We start from the raw sequence: 21,970 nt of genomic DNA, 5'->3' as shown, positions 1-21,970 counted from the left end.
GGCATCAAGCAAGCCTTGAAACCATGCCGCTTTGCCACATATAAGAACCATCTGAAATCTAGCAAACAAAAGGAAAAAAATCATGGGTAGAATTATCGGTATCGATCTGGGAACCACGAATTCCTGCGTTTCCATCATGGAAAACGGTCAACCAAAGGTAATCGAAAACGCTGAAGGCGCACGCACGACGCCGTCGATTATTGCTTATCAAGAAGATGGCGAAATTCTCGTTGGCGCGCCAGCAAAACGCCAGGCCGTGACCAATCCGAAAAACACGCTGTATGCAGTCAAGCGTTTGATCGGTCGCAAGTTCGACGAAAAAGAAGTACAAAAAGATATCGCGCTGATGCCGTATCAAATCATGAAAGCCGACAACGGCGATGCATGGATCGGCGTACGCGACAAAAAACTGGCGCCGCCACAAATTTCGGCTGAAGTATTGCGCAAGATGAAGAAAACGGCAGAAGACTACCTCGGTGAAGAAGTCACCGAAGCCGTCATCACCGTACCGGCCTACTTTAACGACTCGCAGCGTCAAGCGACCAAGGATGCCGGCCGTATCGCTGGTCTGGACGTCAAGCGCATCATCAACGAGCCAACCGCAGCAGCGCTGGCCTTCGGCCTGGACAAGACCGAAAAAGGCGACCGTAAAATCGCCGTGTATGACTTGGGTGGTGGTACGTTCGACGTGTCGATCATCGAAATCGCAGATGTTGATGGCGAGAAACAATTTGAAGTGCTGTCGACCAACGGCGATACCTTCCTCGGTGGCGAAGACTTCGACCAGCGCATCATCGATTACATCATCGACGAGTTCAAGAAGATCAACGGCATCGACCTGAAAAAAGATCCGATCGCTCTGCAGCGCATCAAGGCCTCGGCCGAGCGCGCGAAGATCGAATTGTCGTCGTCGCAACAAACCGAGATCAACGAGCCGTACATCGCCATGGCGAACGGCGCACCGGTCCACCTGAATCTGAAGATGACCCGCGCCAAGCTGGAATCGTTGGTGGAAGAGCTGATCATCGCGACGATGGAACCATGCCGTATCGCTATCAAAGACGCTGGCGTAAAAGTATCCGACATCGATGACATCATCCTGGTCGGCGGTATGACGCGTATGCCGAAGGTGCAGGAAAAAGTGAAGGAATTCTTCGGCAAAGATCCACGCAAAGACGTGAATCCAGACGAAGCCGTCGCCGTGGGTGCAGCGATTCAAGGTTCGGTCCTGTCGGGCGAACGCAAAGACTTGCTGTTGCTGGACGTAACGCCTTTGTCCCTGGGTATCGAAACCCTGGGCGGCGTGATGACCAAGATGATCCACAAGAACACGACGATTCCGACCAAGTTCAGCCAAGTGTTCTCGACGGCCGACGACAATCAGCCTGCAGTGACCATCAAGGTCTTCCAGGGTGAGCGCGAAATCGCCGCCGGCAACAAAGGCCTCGGTGAATTCAATCTGGAAGGCATTCCACCATCGTCGCGTGGCACGCCACAGATCGAAGTGACTTTCGACATCGACGCCAACGGCATCTTGCATGTGGGCGCGAAAGACAAGGCTACCGGCAAGGAAAACAAGATCACGATCAAGGCCAATTCCGGCTTGACCGAGGCGGAAATCCAGAAGATGGTAAAAGACGCCGAATTGAATGCGGAAGAAGACAAAAAGGTCAAAGAATTGGCCGAGTCGCGCAATCAAGCCGATGCTCTGGTACACTCGACCCGGAAATCCTTGACTGAATACGGCGACAAGCTTGATGCGGGCGAGAAAGAGAAGATCGAAGCGGCTATCACCGACCTGGAAGCAAGCATCAAGGCGGGCGACAAGGCTGAGATCGACGCCAAGGTGGAAGCACTGTCGAGCGCATCGCAGAAACTGGGCGAAAAAATGTATGCCGACATGCAAGCGCAGCAAGCTGCCGGCGGCGCAGAAGGTGCACAGCAAGCTGCTGGCGCATCGGACGCAGGCGCCAAGCAAGACGACGTTGTTGACGCTGACTTCAAAGAAGTCAAAGACAGCAAGTAATGTCTTGCGCTCCCATAGAGTGGGGGCAGCCGGGCTGAACGCTACATCGCGGGATTAGCCGCGAAGACCGGCCGAGCCGAGTCGTTGCCCCGTGCAACACTCGACTCGGCTTTTTCGTGTAATTTTTACATCAGTAGATAGACTGCAAGGTGCCGACAACATGGCAAAGCGTGATTTTTACGAGACACTCGGTGTCGCAAAAAATGCTTCGGAAGAAGAGATCAAAAAGTCTTACCGTAAACTGGCGATGAAATACCATCCGGACCGCAATCCGGATAGCAAAGAATCGGAAGAAAAGTTTAAGGAAGTCAAAGAAGCCTACGAGATGCTGACCAATCCGGAAAAGCGCGAAGCGTATGACCGCTATGGTCACGCTGGCGTGGATCCGAACATGGGCGGCGGTGGCGGCTTCGGCGGCGGTGCGGGCGGCTTTGCCGACAGCTTCGGCGATATCTTCGGCGACATCTTTGGCGGTGGCGGTGGACGCAGCCGCAATGCGGGTCCACAGGTGTACCGTGGCGCCGATTTGCGCTACAACCTGGAAATTACACTGGAGCAAGCTGCGCACGGCTTCGACACGACCATCCGCGTGCCGAGCTGGGACAAATGCGATACCTGCCACGGCAGCGGCGCCAAGCCGGGCACGTCGCCGACCACCTGCGGTACTTGCGGTGGCCATGGCCAGGTGCGCATGCAGCAAGGTTTCTTTAGCATCCAGCAAACTTGCCCGAAATGTCATGGTAGTGGCAAGGTCATCACCGACCCGTGCACGCCATGCGGCGGCGCCGGTCGTATCAAGCGCAACAAGACGCTGGAAGTCAAAATTCCTGTCGGTATCGACAATGGCATGCGCATCCGCTCGTCCGGCAACGGCGAACCGGGCACGAATGGCGGCCCGGCAGGCGACCTGTATGTGGAAATTCACATCAAGCCGCACGCCGTGTTCCAGCGTGAAGGCGACGACCTGCATTGCGAAATGCCGATCTCGTTCACCAAGGCGGCCTTGGGCGGCGAAATCGAAGTGCCCACCCTGAACGGCAAAGTGTCGTTTACGATCCCGGAAGGCACACAGTCGGGCAAGACCTTCCGCCTGAAAGGCAAGGGCATCAAGGGCGTGCGCTCCGGTTATGCGGGCGACTTGTTCTGCCACGTGGCGATCGAAACACCGGTGAAGCTGACTGAAAAACAGAAAGACCTGCTGCGCGACTTTGAAAAGTCGACCACCGAGGGCGGTGCCAAGCACAGTCCGCAAAGCAAGACCTGGAAAGACAAGGTCAAGGATTTTTTTGAGTAAGCACTGATAACACCATGCGCCGGGATGCTTAAACATCCCGGCGTTTTTTTACCGCGACTGAAAATGCGGGCACATCGCCGGCCTACGGGCGCGATTTGCCGCCGATTCAGCCGTACTTATACAATGGGAACGAGATGACCGAACCGAAAAATGGCTTGGCCCTGGCGGAGCTGCTGCAGCGTAACCGCCGCTGGGCCGATACTATGGTGGTGAAAGACCCCAGCTATTTCAAGAACCTGGAAGCGCAAACGTCGCCCGAATACTTGTGGATCGGCTGCTCCGACAGCCGCGTGCCCGCCAACGAACTGCTGGGCATGGCGCCTGGCGACGTGTTTGTGCACCGCAATATTGCCAATGTGGTCGTGCATTCCGACCTCAATTGTCTGTCCGTCCTGCAATTTGCCGTGGACGTGCTGAAAGTCAAACATGTCATCATCGTCGGCCACTACGGCTGCAAGGGTGTGCATGCGGCCATGACGGGCACGCGCATCGGCCTGGTCGACAACTGGCTGCGCCACGTGCAGGATGTGGGCCAGAAGCACGAACGCTACCTCGGTGACGTGCTGACCAGCCGCCAGCGCGGCGACCGCCTGTGCGAGCTGAACGTGGTGGAACAGGTCTTGAACGTGTGCCAGACGACCATCGTCCAAGATGCGTGGGAGCGTGGCCAGGAACTGAGCGTCCATGGCTGGGTCTATGGCTTGAAGGATGGCTTGCTCAACGATCTGGAAGTGACAGTTCAGGCCGGCCACGAGCTGGCGCCGCGCATGGCGACCCGCCTGGCCCGCTACGAAGCAACGGCGTAAGCGCCGTTGGTGCAGCGCGTCGCATCAGCGCGGTGGCCAGCGCTGGGGCGTGCAGCGCTAGTCAATTCAGCATGCTGCGCGCCGCCGCGATGATTTGCCGTGACAGCTGCTCCATGCGCGGCGACTGTACTTTCCACGTATGCCAGTATAGTGCCACGTCGGCCGGGGTTTTGGGCGTGAGCATTTCCACCAGTTCGCCATGCGTATTGGTTTTGAGCAGCAACTCCGGCACCATGCCGTAGCCCAGGCCGTAGCGGATGGCGTTGAAGTGCGAGGTGGCGCCCGGTACGTAATGGCATGGGTAGGCGCCTTCGGGCAAGCCCAGCGCTTCTTGCAGGAACGATGACTGCAAGGTGTCCTTGCGCGTGTAGGCGACCACGGGCGCCGTGCGCGCCGCCTTGCGCGTGAGGCCGTGCGCAAACCATTGCCGGCGGAACGCGGGCGTGGCCACCAGCCAGTAGCGCATGACGCCCAGCGGCTCGGCCGTGCAACCGCGCATGGGCTTTGGCTCGGTGCTGATGCAGCCGATGGCCATGCCCGTCTCGAGCAAAGTGTAGGTGTGGTCCTGGTCTTCCACGGTCAAGTCCAGCAGCACGCGCTCGCGTATCAGCACTTCCGACAGGGCGGGGAAGAACCAGGTACCGATCGAGTCCGCATTCAGCGCCAGTACCAGGGTCAGCGGGGCATCTTGCTGCACCGCCAGTTCCGCCTGCAAGTCCGCTTCCAGCAGCTTGGCGCGCTTCAGATACTGCATCAGGCGCTGCCCCATGCGCGTGGCGCGCGCGGGACGGCTGCGCACGATCAAGGCATTGCCGAGCTGGCTTTCCAGTGCCCGCACGCGCTGCGAAATGGCCGGCGAGGTCAGGTGCAGCCGCAGCGCCGCCTGCTCGAAGCTGCCCGTTTCGACGACGGCGCGGAACGCTTCCGTGTGCTTGGGATTGAGATCCATGGCGCATACCTAACATAAGAAAATTTTATCAATACTAAATAATACTTACTTTTCATAAGGATGCGTGTGTTGCAGTGCACAATGCACAATCGCGGATGCATTCAATTGCTGAAGTGCAAGCTAGCCGTCTGCGGGCTCTTGGCAGCAAGGAAATACCAGCATGTCAGCACAGCCGAGCAAGCACAGGCGAGCAAGCACAGCCGAGCTACATGACGGCCCGCAAGTCGCCATCAAAGCTGGTGTGCAAGCTGAAACGGCGCGCGCAGGTACTGGCCGCACCGACCGGCTTGGCGTTGTTCGACGGTGACGCTGGCAGTGGCGGCTCCAGTACGGCCACGAACGAGGCGCACCCTGAGCGAAGCGCGCGAACGCGAACAAATTCTCACATCATTTTCGGAAGAGCAAGACCATGCTGTTATATACGATTTACCTGGTGGCGATTGTCGCCGAAGCGATGTCCGGCGCCATCATGGGCATGCGGCGCGGCATGGATTTGTTCGGCATCTGCATGATCGGCACCGTCACGGCGCTGGGCGGCGGTACCGTGCGCGACGTGCTGCTGGGGCACTATCCGCTGGGCTGGATCGCGCATCCCGAGTACCTGCTGTTTACCATCGGCGCGGCCATCGTCACGGCGTTTGTCGCGCGCTACCTGCACCACCTGCGCGCCATTTTCTTGCTGGTGGACGGACTCGGCCTGGTGGCGTTTTGCGTGATTGGCTGCGACATCGCCATGTCGGCCAAGATGCATCCTGCCATCGTCGTGCTGGCCGGGATGATCACGGGTGTCTTCGGCGGCCTGCTGCGCGATATCCTGTGCAACCAGATTCCGCTCGTGCTGCAGCGCGAAGTGTATGCCACCGTGGCGCTGTTTACGGGCAGCCTGTATGTGGGCTTGCTGTACTTCCGGGTCGACAGCGCAGTGGCGCAGCTGGTGTCCATCGGCGCCGGTTTCCTGTTCCGTTTCCTGGCTTTGCATTTCGAGTGGCGCTTGCCCAATTTTAATGGCGACCGCATACGCGGCTTTGAATAGGGCGGCAACGCCGTCATTATTTTCAGGCGCAGCAGCAATGGGCTGCGTTCAGGCAGGCGTGCCTAGCTTATCGTAGCTTAGCGTAGCTTGTCGCCTGGCCGGCGAGCTGCTGCAGCGGCTGCAGAAAACGCGGCAGTAGCGCACCCTACACGATGCCCTTGCGGCGCTCCCACACGGCGCTGCCGACGAAAATGGCGGCGCACATCCACATCACGGCCGGCAGGGCGTTGACGCCCACCGATTGCATCAAGACCCCTGTCAGCAGGGGACCGCCGCCGCTGGTCACGCCCCAGGTAGCGTTGACGATGGCGCTGGCGCTGGTCAGCGACAAGCCCGTGAAGCGCTCGCCGCAGGCCACCAGCGCTAGCATGTAGATGCCGCCTGCCGCTGCGCCCAGCAACAACAGCAAAGTCCACCACAGCCACGGCGTGCCGACGGCCAATGGCAGCAGCGGCAGCAGCAGGCAGACAGCTAGGCCGCAGGCCGCGTGGACTTTGGCGCGGCCGTAGCGGTCGGCCATCCATCCCAGTGCGAATTGCAAGCCCGTGTCGCCCACCAGCACCACGGTGGCTGACAGCAGGGCCAGGTCCGTGCTGATGCCGTGCTCCATCGCGTACAGGGGCAGCAAGCTCAATGCCAGCGTGTCGAACAGGGCAAAGAAGGCGGCGCCCAGCACGATCATCGGCATGCGTGGCAGGATCAGGGTCCATTTCACACCCTGTTCTTCCGCTTCGCGTTCCGGCCCGCTGTTCGAGATCAGCATCAATCCCGGCACGGCGAGCAGGAATAGCAGGCCACAGGCGGCAAAGCTCCAGCTGATTTTGTCGTTGAAGAGTGCCACCAGCGCGGGGCCGATCAGCTGGAAGAAGGTAAAACTGGTGGTGTACATGGCCACCACGCGCCCGCGCGAATTATCGGGCGCCAGGCGGTTTACCCATGCTTCTCCGATGGTAAACAGTACGCCCATGGCGCCGCCGAACAGGAAGCGCAGCACGCTCCACGCCAGCAGGTGGTCGGTGAACTGCATGGAGATCGTCGCCAGCGATGCCACCCAGACGGCGCCCAGCATGGTGGCGCGCGCGCCGAAACGACCGACCCAGCGCGAGACGAACGGCGAGACTGCCAGGATGCCGAGCGCGCTGATGGCGGTGATCATGCCGATGATGTCCGTGCCGACGCCGCGCTGGTGCAGGGTCAGTGCGGTGAGCGGCATGGTGGCACCCAGGCCCAGGCCGACCACGCCGATGCTGATGACAAGAGCGAAGAAATCACGCCATGGCATGCTCTTCATGACTGGCCCCGCAGGGAGCAAATAGAGTTTCGGAAGGCCGGAAAACGCTGTGGATGCATGGGAAAGTAAGGGCACTTTGCCGGTGGCGCTGGTGTTTGGCGCCGGACGGGCATATGATGATTTTAGTAAACGCAAGCTTGCAAAGCCGTAGTGTAAGCCATGTGCGCCGCCGCTGGCCACGTGTGGCCATTGCTACGGGCTCTGCTGTACAGTGTAGCGAGCGGCGGCGCTGTCATGGCGCTGTCATTGGATCGTCCCGCCAGCGAGGTAGCACTCTATGCGCCGTCCCATCGTTCTCGTTCCCGCCTGCCAGCGCCCGCTGGGGAACCATGTTTGGCACATGGCGCAGGAAAAATACCTGCACGCGGTGCTGCGCGGCGCCGGCTGCATGCCGCTGCTGCTGCCCGCCCTGGGTGTTGAAGCCGACCTGGAGGCGGCGTTGCAGATCGCCGATGGCGTCATGCTGACCGGTTCCGCCTCGAACGTCGACGCACGCCTGTATGGCGAACAGATTCTCCACCCCGACCTGCCGCAAGACCCCGCGCGTGACGCCACCACTTTGCCTTTGATCCGCGCTGCGCTGGCGCGCCAGCTGCCCTTGCTCGCCATTTGCCGCGGCTTCCAGGAAGTCAACGTGGCCCTCGGCGGTAGCTTGCACCAGGCCGTACATGCGCTGCCGGGCATGCTGGAGCACCGGGAGAACGTACTCGATCCGCTGGCACGCCAGTACGCGTGCGCGCACCGTATCAAGTTGATGCCGGAGGGCCTGTTATCGCGCCTGCTGGGCGGCGCCAGCGAAATGATGGTCAATTCCCTGCATGGCCAAGGCATTGCCCGGCTGGCCGAGGGCTTGCTGGTGGAAGCTTGGGCCGACGACGGCCTGGTGGAAGCCTATACCCTGGCCAGCGCCGCCGGTTTTACGCTGGCCGTGCAATGGCACCCGGAATGGCAGGTGGAAGACCATCCGCAGTCGATGCGCTTGTTCGGCGCTTTTGGCCAGGCGTGCCATGATTACCAGCAACAGCAGCCCAGAAACAATCACAGGACAGCTTGACAGCAGAGTAGAGGGGCGCGCCGCCCGCAGCACGCGGCGCTTAATCAAGAAAAGCGCAACAGCAACGAGAGGGAAACATGGCAATACGCGAAAATTTCACCTATACGGATATGGATGTGTGGCTCAATGAAAAGCGCGTCACGGAAATCGAATGCCTGGTGCCCGACTTGACGGGCGTGGCGCGCGGGAAGATCCTGCCGCGCGGAAAATTTACCCAAGAGCGCGGCATGCGCATTCCGGAGGCGGTGCTGGGCATGACCGTGACGGGCAATTACCCGCTTGACGATGGCGGCTATGACCGCGCCATTTCCAGCACCGACCGCGACATGATCTTGAAGGCCGATCCGACTACCATCACCATGGTGCCGTGGGCCACCGATCCCACCGCGCAAGTCATCCACGACTGTTATTTTTCCGATGGCATGCTGGTCGATTTCGCCCCGCGCTCGGTGCTGCGGCGCGTCTTGAAACTGTATGCGGACAAGGGCTGGAAGCCGGTGGTGGCGCCGGAGCTGGAGTTCTACCTGACGGCGAAAAACACGGACCCGGACTTGCCATTGAAGCCGCCTATCGGCCGCAGCGGCCGCGCCGAGACCAGCCGTCAGGTGTACAGCATCGACGCCGTCAACGAATTCGATCCCCTGTTCGAGGATATCTACGATTACTGCGAATTGATGAACCTCGACGTCGATACCTTGATCCACGAGATCGGTGCCGGGCAGATGGAAATCAACTTCCTGCATGGCGACCCGCTGGGCCTGGCCGACAAGGTTTTCTTCTTCAAGCGCACCTTGCGCGAAGCGGCCCTGAAACACGATATGTACGCTACCTTCATGGCCAAGCCCATGGCCGGCGAACCTGGGTCCGCCATGCATGTGCACCAGAGCGTCGTCGATGCGAAGACGGGCTTGAATATCTTCAGCAATGACGATGGTTCGGCTGCCCCCATCTTCAAGCATTACATCGCCGGCCTGCAGCGCTACATGCCCTCGGCCATGGCCATCGTCGCACCGTATGTGAATTCCTACCGCCGCATCGTGCGCCATACAGCGGCGCCCATCAACATCCAGTGGGGCCTGGATAACCGCACCGTGGGCTTTCGCGTGCCCGAGTCGGGCGTGCAGGACCGGCGCGTGGAAAACCGCATCATCGGCGCCGACGCCAATCCTTACCTGGCGCTGGCCGTGACGCTGGCCTGCGGATATCTGGGCATGACGGAGCAGCTGGAGGCGACGCCGATGATGGAGGGCAGCGCCTACGACATGAAATTCGAGCTGCCGCAAGGCTTGCCCGAAGCGCTGCAACTGCTGCGCGCGGAAGACAAGCTGCGCACGGTGCTGGGCGAGCGCTTCATCGACGTGTATGCGGCCATCAAGGACCTCGAACACCAGGAGTTCATGACGGTCATCAGCCCCTGGGAGCGCGAACACTTGTTACTGCACGTATGAGTTTCCGTCAAAAAGTCCATGGCGCTGTTGCCTAGCCTCGTCGTACATTTGTACTGCCTCGGCAACGCGTCTAGCTCTCAACATTTTGTCAGGCACTCAGAGAAAGGATCGCAATGAGCACATCCAATAATCCGCTGGCGCCAAGCGCCGCGCTGGTCGCCTCGGTGGCGCAAAAAAATGCAGCGCCGCAGCTATACGACACGGCTGCCATCCAGCAGATGGACTCGGCCCACTATTTGCATCCGTTCACCGATTTCCAGGACCTGGCAAGCAAGGGCGCCCGCGTGATGGTGCGCGGCGATGGCGTCTACCTGTGGGATAGCCAGGGCAAGAAAATCGTCGACGGCATGTCAGGCCTGTGGTGCGTGAACGTGGGTTATGGCCGCACCTCGATTTCGCAAGCCGTGTACCGGCAGATGGAGACGCTGCCTTTTTATAACAGTTTCTTTGGCACGACGAACGTGCCGGCCGTGCAACTGGCGGCCAAGCTGGCGCAAATTTCGCCGCCGCAGTTCCAGCATGTGTTTTTCACCGGTTCCGGCTCCGAAGGCAACGACACCAACCTGCGCATGGTGCGCCGCTACTGGGATATCCTCGGTTATCCGGAGCGCCATACCATCATCAGCCGCCACAACGCTTACCACGGCAGCACGGTGGCCGGCGCGTCTCTGGGCGGCATGGGCGGCATGCATGCGCAGGGCGGCTTGCCGATACCGGGCATCGTGCATATCGGCCAGCCGAACTACCTGGAGTCGGGTCATGGCTTGAGCCCCGAGGAATTCGGCATCAAGGCGGCCGGCTGGCTGGAAGACAAAATCCTGGAAATCGGCGCCGACAAGGTGGCCGCCTTCATAGGCGAGCCGGTGCAGGGTGCCGGCGGCGTGATCATCCCGCCTGGCACTTACTGGCCCGAAATACAGCGCATCTGCGACAAGTACGGCATCATCCTGATCGCCGATGAAGTCATCTGCGGCTTTGGCCGCCTGGGGCGCTGGTTTGGCTCCGAACTGTTCGGCATCAAGCCCGATCTGATCACCTTTGCCAAGGGCGTCACCTCGGGCTATGTGCCCTTGGGCGGCGTGTTGGTGGGTGACAGGGTGGCCAAGGTGTTGATCGAGCAGGGCGGCGAATTTACGCATGGCTTTACCTATTCTGGCCATCCCGTCGCTTGCGCCGCGGCGCTGGAAAACATCCGCATCATCGAGGAAGAGCAGTTGGTGGCGAAGGTCGCCGAGGACACGGGGCCGTATTTACAGCAGTGTTTCGCCAGCCTGGGCGAACATCCGCTGGTGGGCTACGCGGACAGCTGTGGCCTGGTCGCGGGATTGAACCTGGTGCGCAAGAAGGGCGCCAGCGTGCATGAAAATGTGTTGTTCGACGAGGACCAGGGCGTGGGCATGCTATGCCGCGCGCACATGTTCGACAACGGCGTCATCATGCGCGCCGTGGGCGAGCGCATGATCGTCGCGCCGCCCCTGGTCATGACGCGCGCGCAGATCGATGAAATGGTGGCTTTGATACGGCTGTGCCTGGACAAGACCTATGCGGATGTGAAAGCGAAGGGCTGGGTGTAGTGAACCCAAACGCAAGGGCTGGGGTCGTACCCTCAGGGTACGACCCCAGGGTTTGCTCTTGGGTTGGTGTCAGTTTTTCACCCAAATAGGCGCTAACTCAAGTTTTTTTGGACCAGAATCGCGGCAGTTCCGCTAAACTTCCGTCTTGGCCGCTACTACAGCGGCCAGTTTTTCTTTTTGAGACACTCTGACACACTCTTACCCAGAAGCCACCCATAGATGACGATAGCAACACCTGCCGCGTCGGCCAGCGACGCCCAAGCGCCTTTCTTGCTGATTGATCAGCTGGTCAAGGAATTCGATGGCGTGCGCGCCGTCGATGCGATTTCCGTGACGATCAACAAGGGCGAGATTTTCGCCTTGCTGGGCAGTTCCGGTTGCGGCAAGTCGACCCTGCTGCGCATGCTGGCCGGTTTCGAGACGCCGACCTCGGGCCGCATTGCCCTGGCGGGCAATAGCATCGTCGATGTGCCGCCACACCAGCGGCCCATCAACATGATGTTCCAATCGTACGCGCTATTCCCCCATCTGTCGGTGTGGGATAACATTGCCTTCGGCCTGCGCCGCGATGGCTTGCCGAAAGCGGAAGTGGCGGCGCGTGTCGAACAGATGCTGGCGCTGGTGCAACTGGGCCCATACGCCCGGCGCAAGCCGCACCAGCTGTCGGGCGGCCAGCAGCAGCGCGTGGCGCTGGCGCGCAGCCTGGCCAAGCGTCCGCAGTTGCTGCTGCTGGACGAACCGCTGGGCGCGCTCGACAAGAAACTGCGCGAGCGCACGCAGATGGAGCTGGTCAACATCATCGAACAGGTGGGCGTGACCTGCGTGATGGTCACGCACGACCAGGATGAAGCCATGAGCATGGCCACTCGCATCGCCGTCATGAGCGAAGGGCGCATCCTGCAGGTGGGCGCGCCCGGTGAAATCTATGAAACGCCGAACTGCCGTTTCGTCGCCGACTTCATCGGCAGCGTCAACCTGTTCGACGGCCACATCACGCAAGACGAACCCGATCACGTGGTCATCGACACGCCGGACGGCCGCCAGTATGTCTCGCACGGCATCACGGGCAACCTGGGCATGGATGTCTCGGTGGCCGTGCGGCCCGAGAAAATCGGCATCCAGATCGCGCCGCCTGCCTTGGAAGAGCGCGCGTCGCCGGCGGAACACGGTTTTAACTGCGCCCAAGGCGTGATCGTCGCCATGGCGTATTTTGGCAACGAAACCAGCTACCACGTGCGCCTCGATAGCGGTACGGTGGTGAAAGTGTCGCGCACCAACGCCGCCCGCCACGATGTCTCGCGCCTGGAGCGCGAACAGCGCGTGTGGCTATGGTGGGATGGCGCCGACATCGTCGTGCTGACCAGCTGAGGCCATCATGACATCCCTCCTGCAATCGCTGTGCCACTTCTTTACCTTGCGCTCGATAACGGGGCGAAATGCGGGCCGCAACGCCGTCATCGCCGTGCCTGCGCTGTTCCTGACGGCGGCCTTTTTGCTACCCTTCCTGATCGTGCTGCGCATCAGCCTGTCCGACATGGACACGGCGGGCAGCCCGTTTGGCGGCCTGCTGTCGTATGTCGACGGCATCGTTGTGCTGAAGGTAAAAATCGCCAACTACCTGTTCATCGCCGCCGATGAACTGTATCTGCTGACCTACCTCAGTTCCATCAAGTACGCGGCCATCACTACGGCCATCTGCCTGTTTATCGGCTACCCATTCGCTTACTTCATGGCGCGCGCCAAGCCATCGATCCGTCCTGTGCTGATGATGCTGGTGATGCTGCCGTTCTGGACCTCGTTCCTGCTGCGCGTGTATGCGTGGAAGGGCATCCTGGCCAACCACGGCTTGCTCAACGACCTCTTGATCGCGCTGGGCGTGGTGAGCGAACCGCTGCACATGATGAATACCTCGTTCTCCTTGGTAGTCGGCATGGTCTACGCCTATCTTCCGTTCATGATTTTGCCGCTGTATGCCAATCTGGTGAAGATGGACGTGCGTTATCTCGAAGCGGCGGCCGACTTGGGCGCGACGCCATTGCAGGCGTTCTGGCGCATCACGGTGCCGCTGTCGAAGTCGGGCATCATCGCCGGCGCCATGCTGGTGTTCATCCCGTCCGTGGGCGAGTACGTGATCCCCGAGCTGCTGGGCGGTCCGGAAACCCTGATGATCGGCAGAGTGCTATGGGATGAGTATTTCACCAATAACGACTGGGCCATGGCCTCGTCCGTGACGGTGTTGATGATATTGCTGATCCTCGTGCCGATGGCCATTTTCAACCGATACAAGACACACCAGGACGCGGAGCAGCGCACATGAATAAAGCTACCTTCCTGCAGCGCTGGTTCGGCCGTGGCTGGCTCTCGCTCGGCTATTTTTTCCTCTACCTCCCGATCATCGTGCTGATCGTCTTCTCGTTCAACAGCTCGCGCCAGGACATGGTGTGGAGCGGCTTTTCTCTGCGCTGGTACAGCGAGTTGATGAGCGATACGCAGATCATCTCGGGTTTCGGCCTGTCGCTGAAGATCGCCTTCATGTCGGCCACCTCGTCCGTCATCCTGGGCACTTTCGCCGCCTTTGTCTTGACCAGTTACCAGCGCTTCGGCGGGCGTACCTTGTTCTCGGCCATGGTCAGCGCGCCGCTGGTGATGCCGGAAGTGATCATCGGCCTATCGCTGTTGCTGATGTTGGTATCGATGCAAAAGGTCTTTGGTTTCCCCGAGCGCGGCGTACTCACCATGTGGCTGGGGCATACCCTGCTGGGCATGGCGTATGCGGCCGTGGTGGTGCAATCGCGCCTGCAGGAGATGAGTAAATCCTTGGCCGAGGCGGCGATGGACCTGGGTTGCCGCGCGCACCAGGTCTTCTTCCTGGTGACCCTGCCGAATATCACGCAGGCGCTGGCCTCGGCCTGGCTGCTGACGTTTACGCTGTCGCTGGACGATGTGGTGCTGTCGGCCTTCTTGTCCGGCCCCGGTTCGACGACCATGCCGCTGGTGATCTTTTCGCGCGCGCGCCTGGGGCTCGATCCGCGCGTCAATGCCATTGCCGCGCTGACCATCCTCGTCGTGACGATTGCCGTGATCGTGTATGCCGTGATGCTGGCGCGCGCCGACCGCAGACGGCGCAAGCAGATCTCTGCGGCCTATTTGGCCGACTAGGAGTAAGCTGGCGTTTTTACCTTGCGGGAGACGAGCATGACGGAAAACACCAGCTGGCACGCACGCGCAGCAGCGCTCACGATCGATGGACGCGCCTTCATCAATGGCGAACGGATGGCGGCCAGGTCTGGCCAGAGCTTCGATAATTTGTCGCCCATCGATGGCCGTCTCCTGGGCCAGGTGGCGCGCTGCGACAGCGCCGACGTGGATGCGGCCGTGCTGGCCGCCCGCGCCGCCTTTGACGACCGCCGCTGGGCCGGCAAATCCCCGGCGCAGCGCAAGCGCATACTGATCAAGTTCGCCGACCTGGTGCAGCAGAACGGCGCCGAACTGGCCCTGCTGGAAACCCTGGACATGGGTAAACCGATTAAGTACAGCCAGAGCGTGGATGTGGGTGCCACGGCCAATTGCCTGCGCTGGTATGGCGAGGCGATCGACAAGGTCTACGATGAAATCGCACCTACGCCGTCCAGCAGCCTGGCCTTGATCACGCGCGAACCGGTGGGCGTCGTCGCCGCCATCGTGCCGTGGAATTATCCGATGATCATGGCCGCCTGGAAGATCGCACCCGCGCTCGCGGCTGGCAACAGCGTTATCCTGAAACCATCGGAAAAATCGCCATTGACGGCCCTGCGCCTGGCCGACATCGCGCTGCAGGCAGGCGTGCCGGCGGGCGTCTTCAATGTGCTGCCTGGCTTTGGCAACGAGGCAGGTGCGGCGCTGGCGCTGCACATGGATGTCGATTGCATCGGTTTCACAGGTTCCACCCGCACGGGCAAGTTGATCGTGCAGATGGCGGGTCAGTCGAATCTGAAGCGGGCGTGGACGGAACTGGGCGGCAAGTCTGCCAACATTGTCTGCGCCGATTGCCCGGACCTGGACAAGGCCGTGGCCGCCGCCGTCGGTTCCATCTTTTTCAACCAGGGCGAAAGCTGCAACGCGCCCTCGCGCTTGTTCGTGGAAGAATCGATCAGGGAAGAATTCCTGGCCAAGGCGCTGGCCATGCTGCCCCGCTTCCAGCCTGGCGACCCGCTCGACGAAGCCACCGTCATGGGCGCCATCGTCGACGCCACGCAGATGAACACGGTCATGGGCTATATCGCGGCGGGCAAGAGCGAAGGCGCGCAACTGCTGGGCGGCGGCGAGGCCGTACGCACTCAGACGGGCGGCTACTATGTGCAGCCGACCGTGTTCGGTGGCGTGGACGCGGGCATGACGATTGCGCGCGAAGAGATTTTCGGCCCCGTGCTGTCGGTGCTGGGCTTTACGCATATCGCCGATGCCATCAAACAGGCCAATGCCACGCCCTATGGCTTGCAGGCGGCCGTGTGGACGTCGGACCTCAGCAAGGCCATCTTGACGGCGCGCGCGCTGCGTGCAGGTACCGTGCATGTCAACCAGTACGACGGCGACGACATCACCGTGCCGTTCGGCGGTTATAAACAGTCGGGCAACGGGCGCGACAAGTCGCTGCACGCGCTGGACAAGTACACGGAATTGAAGACGACCTGGATACAGGTGGCTTAGGTGGCGTAATTGCTGCCAGAGTCAGTAAAAAAGCGGATGAATACTCTGCGTCGATTAACACAGTTTTTTATGGCCAAGAAAAAAAGGCAGGCCTCTTGCGAGCGCCTGCCTCGGTCATTCAAGCTGCAGCTTAGATGACTATCGTTTGATGCTCGTCACCCACGCGTGCGCGGATGGTACCGATGCGCGAGACGCTTTCGCCGGCCGCTTGCAATTGTGCGATGGCGGCGTCTGCATTTTCCTGCGAGACGATGACGGTCATGCCGATGCCGCAGTTGAAGACGCGGTGCATTTCGGCGTCAGCCACGCCGCCGTGCTGTTGCAGCCACGTGAACAGCGGTGGCATGGTCCACGCCTTCGAGTCCAGTTCGGCCACCAGGCCAGGCTGCAGCACGCGCGGGATGTTTTCGACCAGGCCGCCACCGGTGATGTGCACCATGCCCTTCACTTCCATGGCATCCATCAGCGCCAGCAGCGGCTTGACGTAGATGCGCGTTGGCTGCATCAGCACGTCGGCCAGCTTGCGGCCGTGGAAGTCACCTTCCAGGTCAGGCTTCGCCACTTCAATGATCTTGCGCACCAGCGAGTAACCGTTCGAGTGCACGCCCGACGAAGCCAGGCCCAGCACCACGTCACCGGGGGCGATTTTGCTACCGTCGATGATTTTCGATTTTTCCACCGCGCCGACGGCAAAACCTGCCAGGTCGTATTCGCCGGCCGGGTACATGCTCGGCATTTCAGCCGTTTCGCCGCCGATCAGCGCGCAACCGGCTTGTTCGCAACCCTGGGCGATGCCCTTGATGACGTCGGTGGCAATGGCCACGTCGAGCTTGCCGCAAGCGAAATAGTCGAGGAAGAACAGGGGCTCGGCGCCTTGCACCAGGATGTCGTTTACGCTCATGGCGACCAGGTCGATGCCGACCGTGTCATGGCGGTTCAGTTCAAACGCCAGGCGCAATTTCGTGCCCACGCCGTCGGTGCCCGAGACCAGCACCGGTTCCTTGTACTTCTTGCTGATTTCAAACATGGCGCCAAAACCGCCCAGGCCGCCCATCACGCCTTCGCGCAGGGTGCGCTTGGCAAACGGCTTGATTGCTTCGACTAAAGCGTCGCCTGCGTCGATATCGACGCCAGCGTCACGGTAGGAAAGGGAAACATTAGAAGTCTGGTTCATGGTGTGGTGGCAGCGGAGGCGGTAAAATAGAAGGCGGATACCCGCCGGCACGCGCGCGCAAGCATGTTTTTCAACATCATGCGGCAGGGTGCCAGCGGGTGAATTCGGTCGATCAAGACGCTATTTTATCAAACTGCCCCCGCTATTTCGTAATTAACTGCCTTTTTTTAACGCAAAAGTACAACGCCATGCCATTCCCGATCAGCGCAGAGCAGAAGCAAACAGCATTTTGGATCGCGGTCTGGCTGGCATTCTTGCTGCTGCTCGTCAGCCTGGGCCCCATCCTGACGCCCTTTCTGGCGGCCGCCATCCTCGCCTATGTGCTCAATCCGGGCGTGGACCGATTGCAACGCCTGCATTACAAGCGTTTTTACGTGCCCCGTCCGCTGGCCGTGCTGCTCGTGGTCGTGTTGTTTTTCCTCGCCATGACAGCGCTGGTACTGATCGTCGTGCCGGTATTGCAAAAGGAAATCCCCCTGCTGCAGGCGCAGATCCCGCAATTTCTCAGCAAGGCCAACGAGTTGCTGGCGCCGAAACTGCGCGACCTGGGCATTCGCGTGCGCCTTGACGGCACGGGCATCAAACGCATGCTGAGCCAGCAGATGGCGACCAGTGGCGATGAAATCTGGAGCACCGTGCTGGCCTCGGCGCGCATCGGCGGCACCGCCGTGCTGGGCTGGCTGGCCACCGTGGTGCTGATTCCCGTGGTGCTGTTTTACTTGTTGCTGGACTGGCATCCGATGCTGGCGCGCATCGCCGGCGCCGTGCCGCGCCGCTGGGTCGGGCGCACGGTGGGCATGGCGCAGGAAGTCGATACGCTGCTGGCGCAATACCTGCGCGGCCAGTTGCTCGTCATGCTGGTGCTGGCCACGTATTACTCGGTGGCGCTGGCCATCGCCGGTTTTGAAGTGGCATTGCCTGTTGGTATCATCACCGGCTTGCTGGTCTTCATCCCCTATTTGGGCTTCGGCCTGGGGCTGATGCTGGCCCTGATCGCCGCCCTGCTGCAGTTTGCCGACTGGAGCGGCGTCATCGCCGTGGCCGTCATCTATGGCTGTGGCCAGGTCATCGAAGGCTTTTTCCTCACGCCGCGCCTGGTGGGCGAGCGCATCGGCCTGAACCCCCTGGCCGTCATCTTCGCCTTATTGGCCTTCGGACAATTATTCGGTTTCGTCGGCGTTTTGCTCGCTTTGCCCGCTTCGGCCGTCCTGATGGTCGCTTTTAAGCATCTAAGACGCCACTACCTGTCCAGCAGCTTCTATAATGCATGACAGGGTACCCGATACGGCTACAATGCGAAACTAACAACGAACTAACAACAGCGACGACGACGCTCAAGCAGTAATGAAAAACAGGACAAGGCGTACGCCATGAAACAACTGGTGCTCGATTTAGGCACAGACCAGGCGCACAGCCTCGATACCTTCGAGGTGGGACAGAATGCCGAAGTGGCGCAGTTGATGCGTCAGTTCGCCGCGCGCACTGCGCGCGAACATTTTGCTTACCTGTGGGGCGAACTGGCCGCCGGCAAGAGCCATCTGCTCAAGGCCCTGGCCAGCACCGAGCGCGCGCGCTACATTTCTCCATTCTCGATCGAGTCCGAATTCGTGTATTCGCCGGAGGTCGATTTGTATCTGCTCGACGACTGCGAAAAGCTCTCGCCGCTGGCGCAGATCGATGCCTTTGCACTGTTCAATGAAATCCGCGCCAACAAAGCCTATATGGTGTGCAGCGGCGCCGTGCCGCCGGCCGTGCTGCCCGTGCGCGAAGACTTGCGCACGCGCATGGGCTGGGGCTTGATTTACCAGATCCAGGGCTTGACCGACGATGAAAAAATCGCCGCCCTGACCCAGGCGGCCACCACCCGCGGCTTGACCTTATCGCCGGGCGTGTTACCCTATCTGCTGTCCCATTTCCGGCGCGACATGCGTTCGCTGTCGACGATGCTGGACTCTCTCGACCTCTACTCCCTGGAAACCCAACGCCCGATCACCTTGCCATTGTTGCGCGAGTTGCTGCAGGCGGAAGCGAAAGAATGATGAATCTGGCCCTGTTTGACCTCGACCACACCCTGCTGCCCATCGACTCGGATCACGAGTGGGGCGAATTCCTGGTACGCATCGGTGCCGTGGATGCCACCGAATTCACCCGCCGTAACGATGAATTCTTCGCCCAATACCAGGCCGGCACGCTCGACCCGGTGCAATACCTGGAATTTTCCCTCGGCACCCTGGCGCAATTCCCGCGCGAACGCCTGGACGCGCTGCACCAGCAATTCATGGCCGAAGTGGTCTTGCCGGCGATCCGCCCCGCAGTGCTGGCGCTGCTGAAACAGCACCGGGACGCAGGCGATTTGCTGGCCATCGTCACGGCCACCAACTATTTCATCACCAAGCCCATCGCCGAGGCACTGGGTGTCGAACACCTGCTGGCCGCCATGCCCGAATATGACGCTGAAGGCAACGTCACGGGCAAGCTGCTGGGCACGCCGACCCTGGGCGCGGGCAAGCTGACCCACACCCATGCCTGGCTGGACAAGATGGGCAAGGCGCTGGGGCAGTTCGAGCGCAGCTACTTTTACAGCGATTCACACAACGACATTCCCTTGCTATCGGTCGTTACCCATCCGGTCGCGACCAATCCCAACACCGCTTTGAGCGCACATGCAACCGTCCACGGCTGGCCATCACTCCACTTATTCAATGATTAAAAAATTCATCCGCAAGATCCTCGGCGTTAAAAAAGAGGCAGCGCGCGACACCACGGCCGCCGTCGTGCTCGGTCCTGCGCAACACGGAATCGACCCGAAACTGGTATCGTCGAATGCCATCCGCGTCACCAGCAGCCTGCAGGAGGCGGGCTTCGAAGCCTTCGTCGTCGGCGGCGCCGTGCGCGACCTGCTGCTGGGCGTGAAGCCGAAAGACTTCGATATCGCCACCAACGCCACGCCGGAACAGGTCAAGCGCTTGTTCCGCCGCGCCTTCATCATCGGCAAGCGCTTCCAGATCGTACATGTGATGTTCGGCCAGGATTTGCTGGAAGTGACGACCTTCCGCGGCGCCGGCGCCGATTCCGCGCCCAAGGATGAACATGGCCGCGTCCTGCGCGACAATACCTTCGGCTTGCAGCACGAAGATGCGCTGCGCCGCGACTTCACCATCAACGCCATGTACTACAACCCGGCCACGCAGGAAGTGCTCGATTACCACGGCGGCGTGGAAGATATCCGCGCCCAGACCCTGCGCATGATCGGCAAGCCGGAAGAACGCTACCGCGAAGATCCCGTGCGCATGCTGCGCGTGGTGCGCTTTGCGGCCAAGCTGAAATTCACCATCGAGCCGCATACGGCGGCACCGATTCCCATCATGGCGCCGCTGATCAACAATGTGCCCGCGCCGCGCGTGTTCGACGAAATGCTGAAGCTCCTGATGAGCGGCCACGCGCTGGCCTGCCTGCAGCAGCTGCGCAAGGAAGGCTTGCATCACGGCTTGCTGCCGCTGCTCGACGTGGTGCTGGAGCAGCCGCTGGGAGCGAAATTCGTCACCCTGGCGCTGGACGCCACGGACGCCCGCATCGCCGCCGGCAAGACCGTCTCGCCAGGCTTTCTGTTTGCCTCGCTCTTGTGGCACCAGGTGCTGGAAAAATGGACGGCTTACCGCGCCGCCGGCGAGTCGACGATCCCCGCGCTGCACCTGGCGGCCGACGACGTGCTCGACTCGCAAACGGAAAAGCTGGCCTTGCAACGCAAGATCGGCTCCGACATGCGCGACATCTGGTCGATGCAGCCACGCTTCGAGCGCCGCGTCGGCAAGGCGCCGCACAAATTGCTGGAACACCTGCGCTTCCGTGCTGGCTACGACTTCCTGCTGCTGCGCTGCGCTTCGGGCGAGATCGACATGGAGATCGGCGAATGGTGGACCGCGTTTTATGAAGGCGACGAGGAAACGCGCGAAGCCTTGCTGGTCAGCGCGAATGCCGCGCCGGGCGCCATCAAGAAGAAGCGTCCGCCACGCCGCAGCACGCGCAGCAAGAGTGGCACGGGCGGCACGGGCGGCAGCAGCACGGGCAGCACTGGCGACGAATGATGGACGCACTTGCCCCCGTCACCGCTTACATCGGTATCGGTGCCAACCTGGGCGAGGCGCAGGCCAATGTGCAGGATGCGATTGCGCGCCTGGCGCGCCTGCCCGGCACCAGCTTGCTCGACGCCTCGGCCAGCTACCGCACGGCACCCATAGCTTCCAGCGGTGACGACTACATCAACGCCGTGGCGCGCATCTCGACCACAGTGCCGGCCGAAGAGCTGCTGCTGGCGCTGCATGCCATCGAGGCGGCGCACGGGCGCGAGCGGCCCTACCGCAACGCCCCGCGCACGCTGGACCTGGACTTGCTGCTGTACGGCGACGCGCAGATCGCCAGCGCCACGCTGACAGTGCCCCATCCGCGCATCACCGAGCGCGCCTTCGTGCTGGTGCCGCTGCTGGCCTTGGCGCCCGCCATCGTCGTGCCCGGCCTCGGACCGGCGCGGGATTACCTGGCAAGCGTCGCTGAGCAGGCCATCAGTCAGCTCTGAGCCGTTTCGCGCCCATCCTCTACAATGGCGCTGCTGCAGCACGCCGCATAAAGTACTACACT

At 61.0% G+C, this 21,970-nt stretch carries 20 protein-coding genes; 16 read left to right on the top strand and 4 right to left on the bottom strand.

Going from position 1 to position 21,970, the window contains the following annotated elements; all coding sequences use genetic code 11:
• Window positions 1-82 precede the first annotated feature (82 nt).
• The 3 genes from dnaK to can all read left to right on the top strand — a co-directional run bounded on the left by dnaK (window position 83) and on the right by can (window position 4,126).
• Window positions 83-2,026, top strand: coding sequence for a molecular chaperone DnaK (dnaK, locus tag ACQ4V8_RS07390; RefSeq protein ID WP_010401696.1), 1,944 nt, complete (start codon window positions 83-85; stop codon window positions 2,024-2,026).
• 160 nt (window positions 2,027-2,186) lie between these two features.
• Window positions 2,187-3,320, top strand: coding sequence for a molecular chaperone DnaJ (dnaJ, locus tag ACQ4V8_RS07385; protein ID WP_010401694.1), 1,134 nt, complete (start codon window positions 2,187-2,189; stop codon window positions 3,318-3,320).
• A 134-nt stretch (window positions 3,321-3,454) separates the two neighbouring features.
• Window positions 3,455-4,126 carry a carbonate dehydratase gene (gene can / locus ACQ4V8_RS07380; RefSeq protein WP_436571150.1) on the top strand — a complete coding sequence of 224 codons (672 nt, stop codon included), beginning with the start codon at window positions 3,455-3,457 and terminating at the stop codon, window positions 4,124-4,126.
• Between the two features lie 61 nt (window positions 4,127-4,187).
• Here the strand turns inward: can and ACQ4V8_RS07375 are convergent, their stop codons facing one another.
• Window positions 4,188-5,075, bottom strand: coding sequence for an HTH-type transcriptional regulator ArgP (locus ACQ4V8_RS07375; protein WP_196855626.1), 888 nt, complete (start codon window positions 5,073-5,075; stop codon window positions 4,188-4,190).
• A gap of 205 nt (window positions 5,076-5,280) precedes the next feature.
• Entirely contained in the window at window positions 5,281-5,412 is a 132-nt protein-coding gene (locus ACQ4V8_RS07370; RefSeq protein ID WP_436571149.1) for a hypothetical protein, read from the bottom strand.
• Between the two features lie 72 nt (window positions 5,413-5,484).
• Here ACQ4V8_RS07370 and ACQ4V8_RS07365 point away from each other — a divergent pair, with 72 nt between their 5' ends.
• Window positions 5,485-6,108: a trimeric intracellular cation channel family protein gene (locus ACQ4V8_RS07365; RefSeq protein ID WP_010401687.1), complete on the top strand. Its 624-nt coding sequence runs from the start codon at window positions 5,485-5,487 to the stop codon at window positions 6,106-6,108.
• Window positions 6,109-6,253: 145 nt separating this feature from the next.
• Here the strand turns inward: ACQ4V8_RS07365 and ACQ4V8_RS07360 are convergent, their stop codons facing one another.
• Complete coding sequence (locus ACQ4V8_RS07360; RefSeq protein WP_010401685.1) at window positions 6,254-7,399, bottom strand: MFS transporter; 1,146 nt, start codon at window positions 7,397-7,399, stop codon at window positions 6,254-6,256.
• Between the two features lie 277 nt (window positions 7,400-7,676).
• Between ACQ4V8_RS07360 and ACQ4V8_RS07355 the strand changes: the two genes are divergently transcribed.
• The 7 genes from ACQ4V8_RS07355 to ACQ4V8_RS07325 all read left to right on the top strand — a co-directional run bounded on the left by ACQ4V8_RS07355 (window position 7,677) and on the right by ACQ4V8_RS07325 (window position 16,161).
• Window positions 7,677-8,453, top strand: coding sequence for a gamma-glutamyl-gamma-aminobutyrate hydrolase family protein (locus ACQ4V8_RS07355; protein ID WP_436571148.1), 777 nt, complete (start codon window positions 7,677-7,679; stop codon window positions 8,451-8,453).
• A gap of 77 nt (window positions 8,454-8,530) precedes the next feature.
• Window positions 8,531-9,901 carry a glutamine synthetase family protein gene (locus tag ACQ4V8_RS07350; RefSeq protein ID WP_010401682.1) on the top strand — a complete coding sequence of 457 codons (1,371 nt, stop codon included), beginning with the start codon at window positions 8,531-8,533 and terminating at the stop codon, window positions 9,899-9,901.
• A gap of 113 nt (window positions 9,902-10,014) precedes the next feature.
• Window positions 10,015-11,475 carry an aspartate aminotransferase family protein gene (locus ACQ4V8_RS07345; RefSeq protein ID WP_436571147.1) on the top strand — a complete coding sequence of 487 codons (1,461 nt, stop codon included), beginning with the start codon at window positions 10,015-10,017 and terminating at the stop codon, window positions 11,473-11,475.
• Between the two features lie 219 nt (window positions 11,476-11,694).
• Window positions 11,695-12,843 (top strand): ABC transporter ATP-binding protein, encoded by a 1,149-nt coding sequence (locus ACQ4V8_RS07340; protein ID WP_436571146.1) that lies wholly within the window; start codon window positions 11,695-11,697, stop codon window positions 12,841-12,843.
• Window positions 12,844-12,850: 7 nt separating this feature from the next.
• On the top strand, window positions 12,851-13,792 hold the full coding sequence (locus ACQ4V8_RS07335) for an ABC transporter permease subunit (RefSeq protein WP_070346157.1): 942 nt from the start codon (window positions 12,851-12,853) through the stop codon (window positions 13,790-13,792).
• Window positions 13,789-14,634, top strand: coding sequence for an ABC transporter permease subunit (locus ACQ4V8_RS07330; RefSeq protein WP_010401676.1), 846 nt, complete (start codon window positions 13,789-13,791; stop codon window positions 14,632-14,634). The genes ACQ4V8_RS07335 and ACQ4V8_RS07330 overlap by 4 nt, the downstream gene beginning before the upstream one ends.
• 36 nt (window positions 14,635-14,670) lie before the next feature.
• Window positions 14,671-16,161 carry an aldehyde dehydrogenase gene (locus ACQ4V8_RS07325; RefSeq protein WP_010401675.1) on the top strand — a complete coding sequence of 497 codons (1,491 nt, stop codon included), beginning with the start codon at window positions 14,671-14,673 and terminating at the stop codon, window positions 16,159-16,161.
• Window positions 16,162-16,291: 130 nt separating this feature from the next.
• On the opposite strand, the gene purM is transcribed toward ACQ4V8_RS07325, so the two are convergent.
• Entirely contained in the window at window positions 16,292-17,335 is a 1,044-nt protein-coding gene (purM, locus tag ACQ4V8_RS07320; protein WP_010401674.1) for a phosphoribosylformylglycinamidine cyclo-ligase, read from the bottom strand.
• Between the two features lie 188 nt (window positions 17,336-17,523).
• On the opposite strand from purM, the gene ACQ4V8_RS07315 reads away from it, so the two are divergent.
• The 5 genes from ACQ4V8_RS07315 to folK all read left to right on the top strand — a co-directional run bounded on the left by ACQ4V8_RS07315 (window position 17,524) and on the right by folK (window position 21,908).
• A complete protein-coding gene (locus ACQ4V8_RS07315) occupies window positions 17,524-18,606 on the top strand; it encodes an AI-2E family transporter (RefSeq protein WP_010401673.1) in 1,083 nt (360 codons plus the stop codon).
• A 99-nt stretch (window positions 18,607-18,705) separates the two neighbouring features.
• Entirely contained in the window at window positions 18,706-19,374 is a 669-nt protein-coding gene (hda, locus tag ACQ4V8_RS07310; protein WP_010401672.1) for a DnaA regulatory inactivator Hda, read from the top strand.
• Window positions 19,374-20,045: a histidinol-phosphatase gene (locus ACQ4V8_RS07305; RefSeq protein ID WP_436571169.1), complete on the top strand. Its 672-nt coding sequence runs from the start codon at window positions 19,374-19,376 to the stop codon at window positions 20,043-20,045. Before hda ends, ACQ4V8_RS07305 begins: the two co-directional genes overlap by 1 nt.
• Entirely contained in the window at window positions 20,038-21,420 is a 1,383-nt protein-coding gene (pcnB, locus tag ACQ4V8_RS07300) for a polynucleotide adenylyltransferase PcnB (protein ID WP_010401667.1), read from the top strand. Before ACQ4V8_RS07305 ends, pcnB begins: the two co-directional genes overlap by 8 nt.
• The gene (gene folK, locus ACQ4V8_RS07295; protein WP_436571168.1) at window positions 21,420-21,908 is read left to right on the top strand and encodes a 2-amino-4-hydroxy-6-hydroxymethyldihydropteridine diphosphokinase; all 489 of its coding nucleotides are present in this window, start codon (window positions 21,420-21,422) and stop codon (window positions 21,906-21,908) included. Before pcnB ends, folK begins: the two co-directional genes overlap by 1 nt.
• Window positions 21,909-21,970: the final 62 nt, after the last annotated feature.

This window comes from Janthinobacterium paucivorans, assembly GCF_051380805.1.
Lineage (GTDB): Bacteria > Pseudomonadota > Gammaproteobacteria > Burkholderiales > Burkholderiaceae_D > Janthinobacterium > Janthinobacterium lividum_D.
Note: the sequence above shows the minus strand (reverse complement) of the source record. Positions and strands in the feature narration are given on the sequence as shown.